The 17,507-nt window shown below is 68.3% G+C and carries 15 protein-coding genes; 9 read left to right on the top strand and 6 right to left on the bottom strand.

Annotated features, from left to right (window positions below; all coding sequences use genetic code 11):
• Nucleotides 1–15 precede the first annotated feature (15 nt).
• The gene (locus AACH10_RS11730; protein ID WP_341410603.1) at nt 16–1,401 is read left to right on the top strand and encodes a vanadium-dependent haloperoxidase; all 1,386 of its coding nucleotides are present in this window, start codon (nt 16–18) and stop codon (nt 1,399–1,401) included.
• 16 nt (nt 1,402–1,417) lie between these two features.
• Here the strand turns inward: AACH10_RS11730 and AACH10_RS11725 are convergent, their stop codons facing one another.
• Nucleotides 1,418–2,524: a hypothetical protein gene (locus tag AACH10_RS11725; protein WP_341410602.1), complete on the bottom strand. Its 1,107-nt coding sequence runs from the start codon at nt 2,522–2,524 to the stop codon at nt 1,418–1,420.
• Nucleotides 2,521–3,687, bottom strand: coding sequence for a PhnD/SsuA/transferrin family substrate-binding protein (locus AACH10_RS11720; protein WP_341410601.1), 1,167 nt, complete (start codon nt 3,685–3,687; stop codon nt 2,521–2,523). Before AACH10_RS11720 ends, AACH10_RS11725 begins: the two co-directional genes overlap by 4 nt.
• Before the next feature lie 465 nt (nt 3,688–4,152).
• Between AACH10_RS11720 and AACH10_RS11715 the strand changes: the two genes are divergently transcribed.
• Entirely contained in the window at nt 4,153–5,349 is a 1,197-nt protein-coding gene (locus tag AACH10_RS11715) for a urate hydroxylase PuuD (protein ID WP_341410600.1), read from the top strand.
• Between the two features lie 125 nt (nt 5,350–5,474).
• The gene (locus AACH10_RS11710) at nt 5,475–5,921 is read left to right on the top strand and encodes a VOC family protein (protein ID WP_341410599.1); all 447 of its coding nucleotides are present in this window, start codon (nt 5,475–5,477) and stop codon (nt 5,919–5,921) included.
• Between the two features lie 28 nt (nt 5,922–5,949).
• Here AACH10_RS11710 and AACH10_RS11705 read toward each other — a convergent pair whose 3' ends face one another.
• Nucleotides 5,950–6,783: an IclR family transcriptional regulator gene (locus tag AACH10_RS11705; RefSeq protein ID WP_341410598.1), complete on the bottom strand. Its 834-nt coding sequence runs from the start codon at nt 6,781–6,783 to the stop codon at nt 5,950–5,952.
• A 95-nt stretch (nt 6,784–6,878) separates the two neighbouring features.
• Between AACH10_RS11705 and AACH10_RS11700 the strand changes: the two genes are divergently transcribed.
• From AACH10_RS11700 to AACH10_RS11685, 4 genes are all read left to right on the top strand, one after another.
• The gene (locus AACH10_RS11700; RefSeq protein WP_423228595.1) at nt 6,879–7,862 is read left to right on the top strand and encodes a Bug family tripartite tricarboxylate transporter substrate binding protein; all 984 of its coding nucleotides are present in this window, start codon (nt 6,879–6,881) and stop codon (nt 7,860–7,862) included.
• A gap of 16 nt (nt 7,863–7,878) precedes the next feature.
• Nucleotides 7,879–10,278 carry a cytochrome P450/oxidoreductase gene (locus AACH10_RS11695; RefSeq protein WP_341410597.1) on the top strand — a complete coding sequence of 800 codons (2,400 nt, stop codon included), beginning with the start codon at nt 7,879–7,881 and terminating at the stop codon, nt 10,276–10,278.
• Between the two features lie 186 nt (nt 10,279–10,464).
• Nucleotides 10,465–11,508, top strand: coding sequence for a hypothetical protein (locus AACH10_RS11690; RefSeq protein WP_341410596.1), 1,044 nt, complete (start codon nt 10,465–10,467; stop codon nt 11,506–11,508).
• A 50-nt stretch (nt 11,509–11,558) separates the two neighbouring features.
• Nucleotides 11,559–12,326 carry an Abi-alpha family protein gene (locus tag AACH10_RS11685; RefSeq protein ID WP_341410595.1) on the top strand — a complete coding sequence of 256 codons (768 nt, stop codon included), beginning with the start codon at nt 11,559–11,561 and terminating at the stop codon, nt 12,324–12,326.
• A 176-nt stretch (nt 12,327–12,502) separates the two neighbouring features.
• On the opposite strand, the gene AACH10_RS11680 is transcribed toward AACH10_RS11685, so the two are convergent.
• The gene (locus AACH10_RS11680; RefSeq protein WP_341410594.1) at nt 12,503–13,591 is read right to left on the bottom strand and encodes a cadherin-like beta sandwich domain-containing protein; all 1,089 of its coding nucleotides are present in this window, start codon (nt 13,589–13,591) and stop codon (nt 12,503–12,505) included.
• A 130-nt stretch (nt 13,592–13,721) separates the two neighbouring features.
• The gene (locus AACH10_RS11675; protein WP_341410593.1) at nt 13,722–14,153 is read right to left on the bottom strand and encodes a hypothetical protein; all 432 of its coding nucleotides are present in this window, start codon (nt 14,151–14,153) and stop codon (nt 13,722–13,724) included.
• A 118-nt stretch (nt 14,154–14,271) separates the two neighbouring features.
• Here AACH10_RS11675 and gshA point away from each other — a divergent pair, with 118 nt between their 5' ends.
• Both gshA and AACH10_RS11665 read left to right on the top strand, forming a co-directional pair.
• On the top strand, nt 14,272–15,831 hold the full coding sequence (gene gshA / locus AACH10_RS11670) for a glutamate--cysteine ligase (RefSeq protein WP_341410591.1): 1,560 nt from the start codon (nt 14,272–14,274) through the stop codon (nt 15,829–15,831).
• 16 nt (nt 15,832–15,847) lie between these two features.
• Nucleotides 15,848–16,198, top strand: coding sequence for a hypothetical protein (locus tag AACH10_RS11665; protein ID WP_341410590.1), 351 nt, complete (start codon nt 15,848–15,850; stop codon nt 16,196–16,198).
• Nucleotides 16,199–16,279: 81 nt separating this feature from the next.
• Here AACH10_RS11665 and AACH10_RS11660 read toward each other — a convergent pair.
• On the bottom strand, nt 16,280–17,507 hold a 1,228-nt coding region (locus AACH10_RS11660; protein WP_341410588.1), incomplete at its 5' end, for a PEP-CTERM sorting domain-containing protein.

The following is a 17,507-nucleotide window of genomic DNA, read 5'->3' as shown; positions in this document are numbered from 1 at the left end:
TCAGGTGTGACCTGGATGGCGGGTTCCGGCGCGCAGGCGCAGGTGGTGGACGGGCCGGCGGCCACCGGCCGCGGATCGACGGTGGTGCTGCGCTGGAACCAGAGCCTGCTGGACGCCATTGCCGCCACCTACACGCAGGCCACGGTCTCGTCGCGCGCCGCGTCGATGGTGCATGAGGCGATCTACAACGCCTGGGCGGCCTACGACCGCAGCGCCCGCTTCACGCTGGCCAACGGCATCAAGCGCCCGGTCTGGGAGTGGACCGACGAATTGCGCGAGGTGGCGATCAGCCATGCGGCCTACACCGTGCTGCTGGCCCTGTTCCCCAGCGAGAAGAAGGCGCTCGACCTGCGGCTCAAGCAGAGTGTTCCGGCCAGCACCGCCCTCGTCCAGTCGCTGTTCGTGCTGCAGGCCAAGGACGTCGGCGAAACCACCGGCCGCCGCCTGCTGGCCGCACGCGCCCGCGACGGTGCCAACCAGCTGGGGGATCTGGCGCCGGGCGCCTATGCCGACACCAGCGGCTACCAGCCGGTGAATACACCCACGCAACTGGTCGACCCCACGCGCTGGCAGCCGCTGTACGTGCTGGACGCGCAGGGCGTCTGGGGCGTGCAGAAGTTCCTGACGCCGCACTGGGGCCAGGTGCGCCCCTTCGCGCTGGGCAGCGGCTCGTCGCTGCGGCCCGAGTTCAATGCGGCTGGCGGCCCGACGCAGGCCGAGATGCAGCAGTTGATCGACTACAGCGCCGCGCTGGACACCAGCTGGAAGGCCCTGGTCGAGTTCTGGGCGGCCAACCCGGGCACCGTGTCGCCACCGGGGCAGTGGCTGCAGATCGCCGAGGCGGTATCGAACGCCGACAACAACACGCTGGCCGACGACGTGAAGCTGTTCTTCGGCGTGTCGCAGGCGCTGCTGGACGCCGGCATCGCCGCCTGGGACGCCAAGCGTGCCTACGACTCGGCGCGCCCGGTCAGCGCCATTCCGTACTACTTCCGGGGCCAGGCCATCCGCGCCTGGGCCGGCGTGGGCCTGGGCACGCAATGGATCCGCGGCGAGCACTGGCGCCCGTTCCAGCGGCCGACCGCGCCCACGCCGCCGTTCCCCGAGTTCCTGTCGGGCCACAGCACTTTCAGCGCCGCGGCCGCCTCGGTGATGGCCGGTCTGCGCGGCAGCGACGCCATCACGCTGCACGGCCATGTGCTGGCCACGCTGCCCAAGTTCGAGCCGGTTGGCCGGCAGGTGAACTTCAGCGTCAGCTCGCTGAGTTCGGCGGCCGACTGGGCCGGCCTGTCGCGCCGGGTGGGCGGCATCCACTTCGAGCGCGGTGACCTGCTGGGCCGGGCGCTGGGCAAGCGCGTGGGCGGTCTGGTGCTGGCGCGCTGCCGCACGGTGTTCGGCTGACGACTCAGCCGGGGATTCAGCCGGGGGAGCGCCGGCGCAGCCCCCAGGCGGCCAGCAGCGCGGCCAGGGCCGCGGCGCCGGCCGTCACCAGGGCCACGCTGCGCAGTGGCAGGCCCTGCGGTGCGGCCGGGGCCTGCGGCGCGGGCTTCACCACCACCAGCCGGCCGTAGCGCTCGGCGCCCTGGCTGAGGTCACGTGTCTGCGCCCTGGGCACGGTGCCATCGGGCAGTTCGATGCCGATGCGCAGCGTGTCGTCCACCTGGCCGGCGATGGCCACCACGCGCTGGCGGGCATTGGTGATCAGTGCGCCGCGAAAGTAGCCCAGCGACTCGAAGGCCGAGAGCTGGTTCTGCACCTCGCCGTAGTCGCCGCTGGCCAGCGCGGTGGTGAGCCCGTGGGCCAGCGTTTCGTCGGCCAGGCTGCGCAGTTCGGCGGCATGCCGGCTCACGCGGCGGCTCTGCTCGTCCATCGCCGGCAAGGCCCCCAGCGCCAGCCAGGCGGCCAGCGCGGCGGCGGCCACGCCCAGGCCCGCGCCCACCAGCCCCAGCGTGCGCTGCGGCATCGGCCTGGCCGGCACGGGCTGCGACCAGGCCAGCGCCTGCCCGTCCAGGCCGGGGCGCGCACCGTCGTGGCGGTTCAACAGGCCGGCGTTGCACAGCAGCCGCGCCATCGCGATGTCCAGCTCGCGCGGGCGGTCGTTGCGTGCGTGGTAGCGCACCTTGACGATGACCACCCGCAGCGCGTCCATGCGCCAGGCAAAAGTGCGGCCGCGCACGCCCGAGTGCGTGTCGATCACGCGCTCCAGGCTGGCGTTGGCCAGCTGCGCGACGATGGCGTTGGAGCCCGGCAGCGCGCTTTCCATCGACAGCGGCTCGCCATCGTCGACCAGCGCGCCATGCTCGTCCATGGCCCAGGTCGACTCGCAGGCCATCGAGGCCGTGTCGACGACGAAGGCGCGGAACTGCTGCATGCCCAGCGCCTGGAACAGCCGCGACAGGTCGGCGGCCAGCGGGCCGGGCGGTGCCGGCACCGGCTCGGCATCGGGCGGCATGATGCTGCTGGGCGGGTCGTCCAGGCGGGTGTTCTGCCACGCCGTGCCCGCGTGGGCGCCGGCAGCGCTCACTTCACCACGCCCATCGCGCGACGGGTCTGCGGGGCGAAGGCGTCGAGCTCGCGCATCTGCGCGTCGTCCACGTCCACGAAGCCGCTGAAGCCGGTGGCGCGGGTGAACTCGGCGCCCTCGTCCTTGTCGCTCATGAAGGCCTTGAACTGGCCGCGCAGGCGGCTGATCTGCTCGCGGTCCAGCCGGGCCGGATTGGCCATCAGGATGAAGTTGGGGATGCGCACGAACACCTCGACGATGCGCAGACGCGACGACTCGTCGGGCGGCAGCGCGCGCAGCTCGCCGTTGCTCATCACCGCGGCAGCGGCCTCGCCGGTCAGCATCATGCGGCCCACGCCCAGGTCGCTGCGGGCGGCCTTGACCTCGAAGTCCTTGCCGGGCTCCATGCCCAGGCCCTTGAGCCACTGCAGTCCGTACAGCGCCACCAGCGACTGCGGATTGGCAAAGCCGATGGCCTTGCTGCGCGCGTCCCTGGGGCCGGTGAGCGGGCTGTCGATCGGCGCCACGAACAGCGCGCCGATGCGCGGCTCGTACATGCCCACGGGCACCAGGCTGCGGTCGGCCTGGCCCACCCGGGCGAAGTGCGGCGCGGCCACCGCCAGGTCGTACTCGCCGGCCATCATGGCCTCGAAGAACACCTTGAAGTTCGGCGGCACCACCAGCCTGACCTTGGTGCCAGCGCCGCTTCTCTCAAGGTAGCGCTTGAGGTGCTCGTACTGTGCCAGCAGCGTGGCCGGCGCGATGTTGGGCAGCACGCCCAGCACCAGCTCGCCACCGGCCGGGGCCGGGTTGGGCGCAGCCGGTGCGGCCGCCACCGGCGCCGCTGGCGGCGCGACAGGGGGTGCCGGGGCGGGAGCAAGGGCGGGTACCGAGACCGGTGCCGAGCCCACCAGGCGCAGGTACTTGCCCTGCGCGTCGTTCACCAGCTCGAAGCGCATGCCCACCTGGATGCGGTCGGGGTTGGCCAGGCCGCTGAGCTGCGGGCGGTACATCTGGCGCCAGCTGCGCACGTTGCCTGTATGGCGAGCGGCCAGTGCCGAGAAGCTGTCGCCGGGCTTGACCTCCACGGTCTCGCCGGCGGTGGCCAGGGCCGGCACCGAGGCCAGCACCAGCACCGAGGCGGTGGCGATCAGGCCGCTGCGGGCCGCGTGCGGCCGATCCATGACCCGCGAAAGACGCGGCCGGACTGGTTCCGGAACTCCCATGTGAAACAACTCCTGCGAATGGTTCAACGACAACCTTGTTTCACGGGACCGGCCCGGCCTGTGGGCCGCCTTCCTGGGTGAACGGGTCCGCTGTCGCACGCCGGACCACTTTTGCTGATTTGGACTATAGGGGTGAACACTGACGTCTGACTGGAGCGTGCCGGCGCAGGGCCCACCTGCCCGGGGGGGCCGTCGGGGCGGGACGTGACTTCGGTCACTGGGCGCCGCCGGGGCGGGTGGGCGGCGTGGGCGGCACCGTGGCCTGGCACGCATCTGGCTAAACTGCCGGCGACGGTCGCCGCGGCGCCCCGGTGTGCACCGGGATCGCGACCCCCGCGCCCCACAGAGCCCGCTGTGGTGGGGTGATCCTCCGCCTAGCCCCTGGGGCCCGGCGGCGCATCACCTCACCGGATGGAGGCGGCCATGGAGGCCTACCTGCTCGACTGGGCCAACCTGCTGCTGCGCTGGGCGCACGTGATCACCGCGATCGCCTGGGTCGGCTCGTCCTTCTACTTCGTGTTTCTGGACAACAGCCTGGTGCCGGCGGCCCGCGCCGAAGACCGCGCCGAGGGCGTGACCGGCGAGTTGTGGGCCGTGCACGGCGGCGGCTTCTACCACCCGCAGAAGTACATGGTGGCGCCGCCGCGCCTGCCCGAGCGCCTGCACTGGTTCTACTGGGAGAGCTACAGCACCTGGCTCACCGGCTTCGGCCTGTTCACGGTGCTGTACCTGTTCAACGCCGGCAGCTTCCTGGTCGACAAGAGCCTGCGCGACTGGTCGCCGGTGACGGCGGGCGCGGTGGCCGTGGGCTTCCTCGTCGCCTTCTGGGCGGTGTACGACGCGATCTGCCGCGGCTTCGGCCGGCGCGCGAACGGCGATGCCATCGTGGGCGCGCTGGTGGCGCTGGTGGTGGCCTTCTCGGCCTGGCTGGCGACGCAGTGGTTCCCCGGCCGCGCGGCCTTCCTGCTGGTGGGCGCGATGATGGCCACGGCCATGAGCGCCAACGTCTTCGTCTGGATCATCCCCGGCCAGCGCACCGTGATCGCGCAGATGAAGGCCGGGCAGCCGGTGGACCCGGTGTACGGCCAGCGTGCCAAGCAGCGCAGCGTGCACAACACCTACTTCACGCTGCCGGTGCTGATCGCGATGCTGAGCAACCACTACGGCTGGCTGCACCAGGGCGCCCACGCCTGGCTGGTGCTGGTGGGCCTGATGGTGGCCGGCGCGCTGATCCGCCACAGCTTCGTGGCCCGCCACAAGGCGCGCGAGGCCGGCCTGCCGGCGCCCTGGGGCTGGGCCGTCGGCGGCTGCGTGCTGCTGATCGCGCTGGCGGTGTGGCGCATGCCCGCGGCGCCAGCCGCGGCCGCCACCGCATCGGCCGCGCCGGTCACCGGCGCCCAGGTGCAGGCCATCGTGGCCCAGCGCTGCGTGATGTGCCACAACGCCGAGCTGCAGCAAAAGGGCGTGGCGCTGCACACGCCCGAGCTGCTGCGCCAGCATGGCGCGGCGGTGGTTCGGCAGGCGGTGCTGCAGAAGACCATGCCGCTGAACAACGCCACGCAGATCACCGAGGCCGAACGCGCGGTGATCGGGCGCTGGTTCAACGCTGGCATGCCCTGATGGACGCCACTGACCCGTTGATGCCGACGGCCAGCGCAGATAGTCTTTGTGGCCGGCCAGGCCGTCCCGGCTTGGCATCGCAGCGTCCGAGCGCCATTCTTTCCTGCTGACTTCCAAGGTTTTCGATGCACACCGCCATCACCACCAATCCCGGTCCGATGTCGCCGTTCCACCTGGCCTTTCCGGTGAACGATCTCGCGCAGGCCCGCCAGTTCTACGGCACGCTGCTGGGCTGCCCCGAGGGCCGCAGCTCGCCCGACTGGATCGACTTCAACTTCTACGGCCACCAGATCGTGGCCCACCTGGCCCCCACCGAGACCGGCGAGGCCCAGCGCAATGCGGTGGACGGCCATGGCGTGCCGGTGCGTCACTTCGGCATCGTGCTGCCGATGGCCGACTGGGAGGCCATGGCCGAACGCCTGCGCGGCCACGGCGTGAAGTTCGTGATCGAGCCCTACATCCGCTTCAAGGGCGAGCCCGGCGAGCAGGCCACCATGTTCTTCATGGACCCCTCGGGCAACGCCATCGAGATCAAGGCCTTTGGCGACATCAACAGCCTGTTCGCCAAGTGAGGGTTGGCTCTGCCGCCAGCGTGTGCCGCTAGGCGGTGGCGCCCATCTGGGTGCTGAGTGCGCGCGCCTCGTCGCGCAGCAGCCCGGCCGCTGGCCCGCCGGCCGATGCATCGAAGGCGCCGGAGGCGCCCAGCACCGTGATCACTGCCACCGTGCGGCCGCTGTGGTCGATCAGCGGCGCCGCCACGGCGCTGATGCCGCGCAGGTAGCTGTCGTGCACGGTGGCCAGGCCTTGCTGGCGCACCGTGGCGCACAGCGTGTCGATGTCGCCGCGCGCGGGCAGTTCGGCGCGCTGGGCCGGTGTGGCGGCCCGCCATTCGGCCAGCGCCTCGGCGGCCAGGGGGCCCTCGCCCTCGGCCCGCGTGGCCAGAAACACCCGCCCGGTGGCCGACCACAGCAGTGACAGCACCGATCCCGGCCGCACGTTCACCGTGACCGGCAGGCCGGGCTCGTCCAGGCGCAGCACGGTGGGGCCGTGGTTGCCCATCACGGCGACGAAGGCGGTGAGCCCCAGCGCCGCGCGCAGGCGCGCCAGCGCCGGCTCGGCCAGGCGCACGGCGTCCACCTGGCGCATGGCGGCCAGGCCGATGCGGATGGCCTCCGCCCCCAGCGCGTAGTGCTGCGTGGCGCTGTCCTGCGCCACCAGGCCGGCATCCACCAGGCTGCCCAGGTAGCGGTGCAGCTTGGCCGGTGCCTCGCCCAGGTGCACGGCCAGCGCGCTGAGGCTGGCGCGGCCATCCAGATCGGCCAGGCCCTTGAGCACTTCCACCCCGGTGCTGGCGGCCTGCACGCGCTGGCGGCGGTCGGGCGGGGCGGGCAGGGCCGGTGGGGTGGCGGGCGGATCGGTTCGGCGGCGGGGCATGGCGTTGCGGGTTATCCAGAATCAAGATTTACGCATGGCGTAACAGAATCACGCATCCGTGAAAACACGCTGCGCTGATCAAGGAGACCCTGCGCATGAAGACCCCCTCGATGCTGAAGGCCCTGGCCGCCGCCATGCTGCCGTTGATGCTGATGTCGGCCCCGGCGCCGGCCGCCGCCCAAGCCAGCGCAGGCAAGTCGCTGCGCTGGATCGTGCCGTACCCCGCCGGCGGCGGCAGTGACTTCCTGGCCCGCACCATCGGCCAGACGCTGGGCCAGCAGACCGGCACCAGCGTGGTGGTGGACAACAAGCCCGGCGCCAACACCGCCATCGGCGCGGTGGAAACCATCCGCTCGGCGGCCGACGGCCACACCGTGATGTCGGCCGACAACGGCACCATGGTGTTCAACCCGGCGCTGTACAAGAACCTCACCTACCAGGTGAAGGACCTGGCGCCCGTCACGCTGATGGGCCGCTTTCCGATGATCCTGGTGGTCAATCCGCAGGCGGGCTACGCCGATGCCAAGGCCTTCGTGGCGGCGGCCAAGGCCAGGCCGGGGCAGATCAGCTTTGCCTCGGCCGGCGCTGGCAGCCCGCACCACCTGGCGATGGAGCTGCTGAAGAGCGAGGCGGGCCTGTTCATGGTGCACGTGCCCTACCGCGGTGCCGCCCCGGCGCTGCAAGAGGTGGCGGGCGGCCAGCTGCCGGCCATGATGACCGACCTGGCCGCCGGCAACGCGCTGATCAAGGCCGGCAAGTTGAAGCCCCTGGCCGTGGCCCACGCCACGCGCCTGCCGCAGCTGCCTGATGTGCCCACCTTTGCCGAGCTGGGCTTCAAGGGCGTGGAGGCCGCGGCCCTGGTGGGCATGGTGGCCCCGGCCGCCACGCCGGCCGACACCATCGCCGGCTTGGCCAAATCGGTGGCCGCGGCGATCAAGGACCCGGCTGTCACCAAGCGCCTGACCGAGTTCGGCGTCGAACCCGTGGGCAGCACGCCCGCGCAATATGCCGACCTGCTGAAGAGCGAGACGGCGCGCTGGCACAAGCTGATCGCCGACAAGAAAATTACCCTGGAATGAGCCCCCGGAGACCGCGATGAGCCAGGCCCCCGGCTGCCCCTTTCCACATGCGGCGGCCGGTGCGGCTTCCGCTCAACTCGACCCCCGCGGCTGCCCGGTCAGCGCCGCCGCCGCGGCCTTCGATCCCTTCGAAGACGGCTACCAGCAAAGCCCACCGGATGAGCTGCGCTGGGCGCGCGCGCAAGAGCCCATCTTCTACGCGCCCAAGCTGGGCTACTGGGTGGTGGCGCGGTATGACGACGTGAAGGCCGTCTTCCGCGACCACCTCACCTTCAGCCCCAGCATCGCGCTGGAGAAGATCACGCCCACCGGCGAGGCGGCCAATGCGGTGCTGGCCCAGTACGGCTACGCGATGAACCGCACGCTGGTGAACGAGGACGAGCCGGCCCACATGGCGCGCCGCCGCCTGCTGATGGAGCCGTTCACGCCCGCCGCGCTGGCCCACCACGAGCCGCTGCTGCGCCAGCTGACGCGCGAGTATGTGGACCGCTTCATCGACAGCGGCCGCGCCGATCTGGTCGACCAGATGCTGTGGGAAGTGCCGCTGACCATGGCGCTGCACTTTCTGGGCGTGCCCGAGGAGGACATGCCCAAGCTGCGCCAGTACAGCATTGCCCACACCGTGAACACCTGGGGCCGGCCGAGTGCCGAGCAGCAGGTGGCCGTGGCCCATGCGGTGGGCAACTTCTGGCAGCTGGCCGGCGAGATCCTGGCCAAGATGCGCCTGAACCCCGATGCGCCGGGCTGGATGCCGTTCGGCATCCGCATGCAGCGCGAGCACCCCGAGGTGGTGACCGACTCGTACCTGCACTCGATGATGATGGCCGGCATCGTGGCCGCGCACGAGACCACGGCCAATGCCACGGCCAACGCCGTGAAGCTGCTGCTGCAGAACCGCCCGGCCTGGGACGAGCTGTGCGCCGACCCGCGCCTGATCCCCAACGCCGTGGAGGAGTGCCTGCGCCACAACGGCAGCGTGGCCGCCTGGCGCCGGCTGGTGACGCAGGACACCGAGGTGGGCGGCGTCAAGCTGGCCGCCGGCAGCAAGCTGCTGATCGTGATGGCCTCGGCCAACCACGACGAGGCCCACTTCCCCGATGCCGACGCGGTGGACCTGCGCCGCGACAACGCGGTGGAGCACCTCACCTTCGGCTACGGCGCGCACCAGTGCATGGGCAAGAACCTGGCGCGGCTGGAACTGCAGGTGTTTCTGGACGAGTTCACCCGCCGCCTGCCGCACATGCGCCTGGCCGAGCAGCGCTTCAGCTACCTGCCCAACACCAGCTTCCGAGGCCCCGAGCACCTGTGGGTGGAATGGGACCCGGCCCAAAACCCCGAGCGCCGCGACCCCCGCGTGCGCGACCCGCGCCACGCCGTGCGCATCGGCGAGCCCGCGCGCAACGGCCTGGCCCGGCCGGTGGTGGTGCAGGCTGCCGAGGCCGTGGCCGATGGCGTGCTGCGCCTGACGCTGGCAGCCCCCGACGGCCAACCGCTGCCGCGCTGGCGCCCCGGCGCGCACATCGACATCGAATGCGGTGACGCCGCCACCGACAGCGACGCCCCGGTGCGCGCCTACTCGCTGTGCAGCGACCCGGCCGACCTGAGCCACTACCAGGTGGCCGTGCTGCGCGACCCCGCCAGCCGCGGCGGATCAGCCTGGGTGCACGCCAACGCCAAGCCCGGCGCCACGCTGCGCATCCGCGGCCCGCGCAACCACTTCCACTTCGAGCCCGAACCGGGCGCACGCGTGCTGCTGATTGCTGGCGGCATCGGCATCACGCCGATCGCCGCCATGGCACGTGAGGCCCAGGCGCGCGGGCTGGACTACACGCTGCACTACAGCGGCCGCAATCGTTCAGCCCTGGCTCTGCTGCCCGAACTGCAGGCCCTGCACGGCCAGCGCCTGGTGCTGCATGTGGCCGATGAAGGCACGCGCGCCGACCTGGCCGCCATCACCTCGCCAGAGCGCGCAGGCGGCGCCCAAGGCGCCACACAGGTATGGGCCTGTGGCCCCGAACGCCTGCTGGCCGCACTGCAGGCCCTGGCCGACGACCCCGCCGCCCCCTGGCCCGACGACGCGCTGCACATCGAACACTTCACCGCCCACCCGGCCACGCTGGATGCGACCAAGGAAGTGCCCTTCGAGGTGGAGTTGAAGGTCTCCGGCCTGACCCTGACCGTGCCCGCCGACCGCACCCTGCTGAGCGTGCTGCGCGGCGCGAACATGGACATCCCCAGCGACTGCGAGGAAGGCCTGTGCGGCAGCTGCGAGGTGCGCGTGCTGGCCGGCGAGGTGGATCACCGGGATCGGGTGCTGACGCGGGCGGAGCGTTCGGCGAATACGAAGATCCTCAGTTGCTGTTCGCGGGCGGTGTGTGGTCGGGCAGGTGGGCAGAGGTTGGTTTTGGATCTGTAGCGGCTGCATGCAACGGCGGGATCACATGCTTTGGCCGCCGTCGCTCAAACACTGGATGGTTCGGGACGCCCTATCTCCGGCTGGCGGTTAAAGCGCTATGCTTTGGGCTTGCATGCTTTCCATGAAATGTGAGTATGCTCAGGATATCGTTCGCAATCAGGGGGTTTCAGTATGTCACCCAAAGAAATGACCGTCTTCGTACTTGGAGCTGGTGCAAGCAAGGAGCTAGGACTCCCAACTGGCGATGAGTTGAAATCTGCAATCGCCAGAGATGTTGATATTCGCTTCAAGCTTGGTCACACTCAGGAAAGTGGCAGCTATGAAATATGCGAGGCCTTTCGTGCGCTGGCTCGCAAACAACAACAGCAACAAGGCATAAACAACTATATTAGAGCGTGTTGGAAGATTCGTGATGCCTTGCCGCAGGCAATATCCATAGATAATTTTATAGACGCGCGCAGCGATGACCCGCTTATTGCGGTTGCAGGCAAGCTTGGAATCGCTACTTCGATTCTTGCTGCAGAAGCTGCATCAAAACTGGCTGTCAATCCTCAGAATGGCAATAGTGCCCCGAACTTCAGTGCCTTATCTAGCACTTGGCACAATTCTTTTTTTCAGTTGCTCACGGAAAACTGTAAGAGGGAAGACCTACCTGATAGGTTGGCACGGGTCGCCTTGGTTGTTTTCAACTACGATCGTTGTGTAGAAGTCTTTTTACTTCAGGCGCTAAAGAACTACTACACAATTGACGAATCTGAAGCCCTCCAATTATTGAGGCGGGTTGAAATTCATCACCCCTATGGTGTTGTGGGTGGGCTGCCGGGGTTAAGCAGTGGAACTTCGACTCCTTTCGGAACCACTCCGCACCCGACTGAACTGCTTGCAATATCAAATGAAATTAAGACCTTTACGGAGGGTACAGACGAATCTGCCAGTCATGTCAGGCGTATTCGAGAATTGATGTCGCAATGCCATCGCACGGTCTTCCTAGGCTTTGCATATCATCGACTAAATATGCAGCTCTTGTACAAAAAGCCGAGTGGATTGTTGCCGCTAAACGTTCGAAACATCTACGGAACAGCGCTGTCCCTGTCGGCGTCTGATGTCGGAATAATTTCCCATGAAATCTCCAGATATGCCGAAACAGATGTTGGCAATGTTCAACTAAGAAACGACCTGACATGCCACGGACTATTTAGGGAGTACTGGCGTTCCATGGCGCTTAACTAACGGTCCACGGTTGATCTCGCCATGGTTCTGCTATGTCTTAAAAATTTTGTATGTTGCTGCCAAAATGGCGCGACACACTGATACATATCTGGACAAAACTAATGGCTAACTCGCAGGAAGACGGCGGCGTCGATATCGCTGGTTTTGGGAAGATTGCCAAGGCTATTCCGCCGAAAGTGTATGAACGTACTGCAGACGCGCTAGTTCAGGCGTTTACACAGTTGACGGCCCCAATAACAGCAACTACAGCTGGCCTCGGCAAGTACCTTGCGCAGAAATTCGACAATATGGTCGAAGCCGAGAAAGCGATTGCCACTTTCACCGTGGAAAAAGCCGTGAACCGGGCGATGGTTCGTCTTCATAGAGAGGGGCGGCAATTATTGCCTCCTCCAGCTACCAAGCCTTTGGTACGTTCAATCGAAGAGGCTTCCCGTGAAACGGATCCATTGCTTCATGAAATGTGGGCTAACTTAATTGCGAGCCAATTGACCTCAGAGGATGCCCACCCACATTTCGTCGAGCTACTATCGCACTTTAGTTCTTCGGAAGCTCGCATTCTTTTGGATGTACACCCGCTAGAAGATGTTGGCGAGAATAACGGGGGCTATATTTCTATGGGTGACTTTGATTTCGAGGCCTGGGTTCCCAAGAGTGGGGCTGAACCTCGTCCGTGGACCATCTCGTGCGCTCTTTTGTATGATCTTCGCTTAGTGGCCGGTCTTGTTCCGTCGGGGAGTGAGGAAGCCCGGACAACCATTCTCTATCGAACAAGGTTGGGAACGGCATTCCTCAAGGCAGTAACTCAGCCGCCAGACTAAATTGGTGATGGCTTTGAAAGTGAAGTAGCAGGACATTGCCCCAGTACCGTAAAGCTTGCCGGCTGAAGCCACCCCCGCCGTCAATCCCGCCGCATACCCATTCGTCGCACCCCCATCAAGACCCCGCCTTTGAGCTTCGCCCTTGGCTTGCCGCTGGTCTTGCGGCGCCCGGTGGTTCACGCCACCACCACCGTCAACCCCGCCACATACCCATTCGTCGCATCCCCCGTCACCACCGCCATCTCCGTGCTCGTGCCATCACTGAACACGTTGTCCGCCGCAAAGCTGGTCACCGAGGTGTTCTGGCCCTTGGTATAGAGCGCGGTGGCATACACCGCCTGCGTCACGCTCTGCGGAAACGCGATCTGCGTGGTGGCGGTGGCGGTCACGGCCAGGTTGTTGTTCAGGTAGATCTGCACATGGATGTGCGTGATGCGCCCGGCGTACCAGCCGGGGTAGATGGTGGTGAAGCTCACCGCGCCGTTGGCATCCGTCACCTGGATGCCGCGCAGGTAGGTCAGCCCGGTCTGGCCCGTGTTGTTGCTGACGTTGTAGCCCGAGTACAGGCCGTCCTTGTCGCAGTGCCAGATGTAGACGGCCGCGCCGCTCACCGGCGTGCAGCCGGCGCTCAGGTCCTGGATGGTCAGGTTCACGGTCAGCGGCACGCCGGTTTTGCCCTCGCGGATGTCGCTGCGCACCATGGCGCTGTTGCTCAGGATGGCCAGCAGCGGGTAGGGGCCCTGGGTCTCGGTGGCCGTCAGCGTGCAGCTGCCCGCCGCGCTGCGCGTGGCCGTCACGGTGTAGCTGCGGGTGGTCAGGCCGTCGGCGGCCGTCACCTCGATGTTCAGCACATTGCTGCTGCCCTCGCTCAGGCTGATGGCGGCTGAGGCGCTGCCGCTGGCCACCGCCAGGCCGTTCACCTTCACCGTGGCGCCGCTGGCCGTGGTGGTGGGTGTGACGGTGATCGTGCTGACGGTGTTGGACACCGTCACCGCATAGGCCGTGGTACCGGCGGCAAAGGCCGGGCTCAGCGTGCCGCTGTTCAGCACCAGGGCCGACAGCGTGGCGTCGGTGGATGGGGTGGTGGTGCTGCTGTTGCTGCTGCCACCGGTGCTGCTGGTGCCGGCGCTGCCGCCGCCGCCACCGCAGGCGGCCAGCGCCAGCGAGCCCATGGCCATGCCCAGCGCGCGGCGGCGGGCGGCGGGGGCGGCGTCAGCGTCTGGGGTGGTGGGTTGGGCGGTGGTGGTGGGCACGCGCTGGGTCATTTTCGGAACCTCCCGGTGGCAGAAGGCGCCGATGCTGGTGGCGGTGTGTAGCGCCGACATGCGTGAACGTAAAGCAGCGTTGCCGGATGTGCGGCGCAGGGGTGGCCCGGCACTGCGGCCCGGCGCCGGTTCAACAGTGCAACCAGGGCTGCCAGTTCAGGCCGCCGGGCGGCAGCGCCACGGTCAGGCTGCGGGCCGTCAGCTGCCAGGTGTCGCCCCACGCGCCGGTCACCTCCAGGCGCAGCGGCTGGCCGGGCTGGGCCGCTGCCCAGTGGCCGGGCACCGGGCAGCCGGCTTGCCAGCGCCCGTCCAGCCACAGCCGGGCCTCGCGCAGACGGCCGGGGGCCGGGGTGCCCACCAGCTGGGCGCCGCCGAAGATCAGGCTGAGCCCCGGCGCATGGCCCGGCGCGCCGCTGTGCGGATGGCGCAGCTGCGCGGCGGCCAGGCGCAGCGTGATGTGGCCGTCGGCCGCTGCGTCCACGCCGGCCAGCTCGCTGTCGGCCAGGGTCAGTTGCCAGAGGGTGGGCGTGGCGTTGGCGGGGCAGGGCGGGGCGTCAGGCATGCGGGCAGTTTGCCGCATCATGAAATTTCTGCTTAGCACGATTTGCATCAGCCCGACGCCTGCAACCGTCATCGGCCTCTGCTACCGTTGCCCCCCGTTAGATGAGAGGAGACCCGCCATGACCGCATTGATTCGGCGCCTGCGAGCGCTCAGCCCGGCCCAGCTGGCCGGCATGCGGCGCGGGCTCGAGAAGGAAAGCCTGCGCGCGCTGCCCAACGGCACGCTGGCGCTCACGCCGCACCCGGCCGCGCTGGGCTCGGCGCTCACGCACCCCCACATCACCACCGATTACAGCGAAAGCCAGGTGGAGCTGATCACCGGCGTGCACGCCAGCGCCGAGGGCTGTCTGGACGAGCTGACCCAGCTGCACCAGGCCGTGTACCACGCGCTGGGCACCGGCCCGGAGGCCGAGCGCCTGTGGGTGGGCAGCATGCCGTGCGATCTGCCCACCGATGAAACCATTCCGCTGGGCCGCTACGGCAGCAGCAACATCGGCCGCGCCAAGAGCGTCTACCGCATGGGCCTGGGCCACCGCTATGGCCGGCGCATGCAGACCATCTCGGGCATCCACTACAACTGGTCGCTGCCGGGGCTGGACAACGACCAGCACTTCGCGCTGATCCGCAACTTCCGCCGCCATGCCTTCGTGCTGCTGACGCTGTTTGGCGCCAGCCCGGCCGCCTGCGCCAGCTTCGTGGCCGGCCGCCAGCACACGCTGCTGCCGGTGCCGGGCACCGGCGGCCACACCATGCACATGCCGCACGCCACCTCGCTGCGCATGGGCCGGCTGGGCTACCAGAGCGACGCGCAGGCCTCGCTGGCGGTCAGCTACAACAGCCTGGAGAGCTACGCCAACTCGCTGCACGGCGCACTCACCACGCCGTACCCGCTGTACGAGGCGGTGGGCGTGCGCAACCCGGGTGGCGACTACAACCAGCTCAACACCAGCCTGCTGCAGATCGAGAACGAGTTCTACGGCGTCATCCGGCCCAAGCGCGTGATCCGCTCGGGCGAGCGCCCGCTGCACGCGCTGCGCGAGCGCGGGGTGGAATACATCGAGGTGCGCTGCATGGACCTCGATCCCTTCGTGCCGGTGGGCATCGAGGCGCAGACCATGCGCTTCATCGACATCTTTTTGCTGCACTGCCTGCTGGCCGACAGCCCGCCCGACAGCCCCGACGAGATTGCCGCACTGGGCCGCAACCAGCACCGCACGGCCGCCCGCGGCCGCGAGCCCGGCCTGCTGCTGGAGCGCGACGGCGACGTCATCACGCTCACCGACTGGGCCGCTGAACTGCTGGCCGAATGCGGCCCGATCGCCGACGCGCTGGACGCCGCCCACGGCGGCGAGGCCTACCGCCAGGCCTTGCAGGCTGCCAAGGACGGCCTGGCCGCGCCCGACACGCTGCCCTCGGCCCGCGTGCTGGCGCAGATGCAATCGGGCTTCGACGGCAGCTTCAACGCCTTTGCCCGTGCGCAGAGCGAGGCCACCCGCGCCACGCTGCTGGCCCTGCCGTACCCCGAGCCGCTGGCCCTGCGCATGGCGGCCGCGGCCGAAACCTCGCGTGCCGAGCAGCGCCGCATCGAAGCCGCCGACACGCTGCCCTTCGAGCCCTGGCGCCAGGCCTATCTGGATCCGGCCACACTGGACGTGCTGCCGCAGGCGCGGGCGGCGTGAAGGGGCTCATGCATCCGTGAGCGAAGCCAAACCCGAACGCTGGGCCATCGACGCCGGCGACAGCGCCGAAGCCCTGCTCGACATCCCGCCCGACGCCCAGCGCGACCGGCGTTTCGAAGTAGCCATCGCGCTGGCCGTGCGCTGCCCGGCCGAGCTGGACGGCGCCTGGCTGGAACTGCAGGTGCTGGCCAACGGCAACCAGCAATGGCGCCGCCGCATAGCCGCCAGCAACCCCGGCCACAGCGACGGGCTGGACTACCGCTTTGCCCGCACCGTGCCCGTGGGCGAGCCGCTGCGCGTGCTGGCCAAGGTGGCGGTGCGCGGGGTGCGGCGGGAGCGGGTGGTGATCGAGGCGGAGGAGGTGTGAGAAGTTGCGGCCATCTGTACCCAGAGTGCCGATGGCCGGTCGGTCTTGCTCTTCCTCCTCCGGGCCTGCGCAGTTGATGCGTCAGTGCGCGGCCGGCAGTCTGCGCCGCGCGCGCCATCCGACGGCCAGCAGGCCACCGACCAGCAGGGCCCACTGCGAGGGCTCAGGCACGGCAGCGGTCACGCGCAGCGTCAGATCATGGGCGTTGTATTCCACGGCGAACTGGGTGCCAGTGGCGCCGTGCCAGGTCACCGTATCGAACATCGAGTTGGACAGCCGCTGGGCAAAGGTAGCGATCACGTAGCTGTCGCCCACATGCAGCGACACACCCGGCGTAGCATTGATCGACAACGTGCCGTTCCATAACACGTCGTCGGTGATCACCAGCCGGTCGGCCTCGCCGCCAGCACCCAGATCAACACTGAACGTGGCCGTGTCGGTGCTTCTTAGGTCGCCGTTGATGGTGAGCGTGCCAATTGGAGCAGCGGCCGAGCCAGGGGCCAGTGTGCCGGCGTTGGTCAGGGCGTAGGCCGCGCTGTAGGTTCTCACCGTGCCGTTGCCGGAGAGCAGACCGGCGTTGCGCAAGGTGCTGTTTAGCGCGTAAAGCATTGTGCCGGAGTCGACCGTGACCGCGCCCGCGTTGCTGAAGCGGTCGTCCACACCGAGCGAGCCACCCGACACATGGATGGTCCCTTGGTTGACCAGCCCCCTGGCCTCGGTGGCACCAAACCCGCTTCGCGTCAGCAATCCATCGTTGAGCACAGTGCCACCGCCCAGTGTCTTGTAGCCGGTGCTACTGGCCGCGCCAAGGTCAGAGAAGGTGGTGCCGCTGGCAATGTGTAGCACGCTGCTGGGGTAGGAGGTGCTGCCCGAGGAGTAGCCCGATTCAACACTGATGCGGCCGTTGCCCGCCGTCCAGGTGCTGTCGCCGTTGAGGTTGAGCGTGTAGCTGTACACGAGGGCCTGGTTGGCCTGGCCGTTGAAGCTGGTCGCGCCTTGCACGTTCGTCGTGCCGCCGGTCAGGAAGGTGCCCGACGAGAGTGTGCCGCCATTGAAGTTCAATTGGTCGGCCGTGACCGTACCTCGCCCAGCGAGGGTTCCGCCATTGAGCGTCAGCGCACCGATGCGTTGAGCGCCTTCGATGAACAGACGACCGTTGTCGACCTGCCAGTTGCCCGAGATGGTGGCAGCCGCCTGCACGAAGCTGTCATTGCCGATGACGGTGATCTTGCCGGCGTTGTTGACGGCACCGGCCGTGAACGTGGTGGCCGCCAGCAGCACCTCGGCGCCCTGGGCCACGTTGACCTGC

Source organism: Pseudaquabacterium inlustre, assembly GCF_038066595.1.
GTDB lineage: Bacteria > Pseudomonadota > Gammaproteobacteria > Burkholderiales > Burkholderiaceae_C > Pseudaquabacterium > Pseudaquabacterium inlustre.
The sequence above is the reverse complement of the archived record's forward strand: the minus strand, read 5'-3'. Positions and strand labels throughout refer to the sequence as shown.

Coding starts and splice junctions, on each gene's coding strand:
- AACH10_RS11690 (WP_341410596.1), top strand. CDS start 10,465: ATGACCGTCTTCGTACTTGGAGCTGGTGCAAGCAAGGAGCTAGGACTC.
- AACH10_RS11720 (WP_341410601.1), bottom strand. CDS start 3,687: ATGGATCGGCCGCACGCGGCCCGCAGCGGCCTGATCGCCACCGCCTCG.
- AACH10_RS11680 (WP_341410594.1), bottom strand. CDS start 13,591: ATGACCCAGCGCGTGCCCACCACCACCGCCCAACCCACCACCCCAGAC.
- AACH10_RS11685 (WP_341410595.1), top strand. CDS start 11,559: ATGTTGCTGCCAAAATGGCGCGACACACTGATACATATCTGGACAAAA.
- AACH10_RS11715 (WP_341410600.1), top strand. CDS start 4,153: ATGGAGGCCTACCTGCTCGACTGGGCCAACCTGCTGCTGCGCTGGGCG.
- gshA (WP_341410591.1), top strand. CDS start 14,272: ATGACCGCATTGATTCGGCGCCTGCGAGCGCTCAGCCCGGCCCAGCTG.
- AACH10_RS11710 (WP_341410599.1), top strand. CDS start 5,475: ATGCACACCGCCATCACCACCAATCCCGGTCCGATGTCGCCGTTCCAC.
- AACH10_RS11705 (WP_341410598.1), bottom strand. CDS start 6,783: ATGCCCCGCCGCCGAACCGATCCGCCCGCCACCCCACCGGCCCTGCCC.
- AACH10_RS11700 (WP_423228595.1), top strand. CDS start 6,879: ATGAAGACCCCCTCGATGCTGAAGGCCCTGGCCGCCGCCATGCTGCCG.
- AACH10_RS11695 (WP_341410597.1), top strand. CDS start 7,879: ATGAGCCAGGCCCCCGGCTGCCCCTTTCCACATGCGGCGGCCGGTGCG.
- AACH10_RS11675 (WP_341410593.1), bottom strand. CDS start 14,153: ATGCCTGACGCCCCGCCCTGCCCCGCCAACGCCACGCCCACCCTCTGG.
- AACH10_RS11730 (WP_341410603.1), top strand. CDS start 16: ATGGCGGGTTCCGGCGCGCAGGCGCAGGTGGTGGACGGGCCGGCGGCC.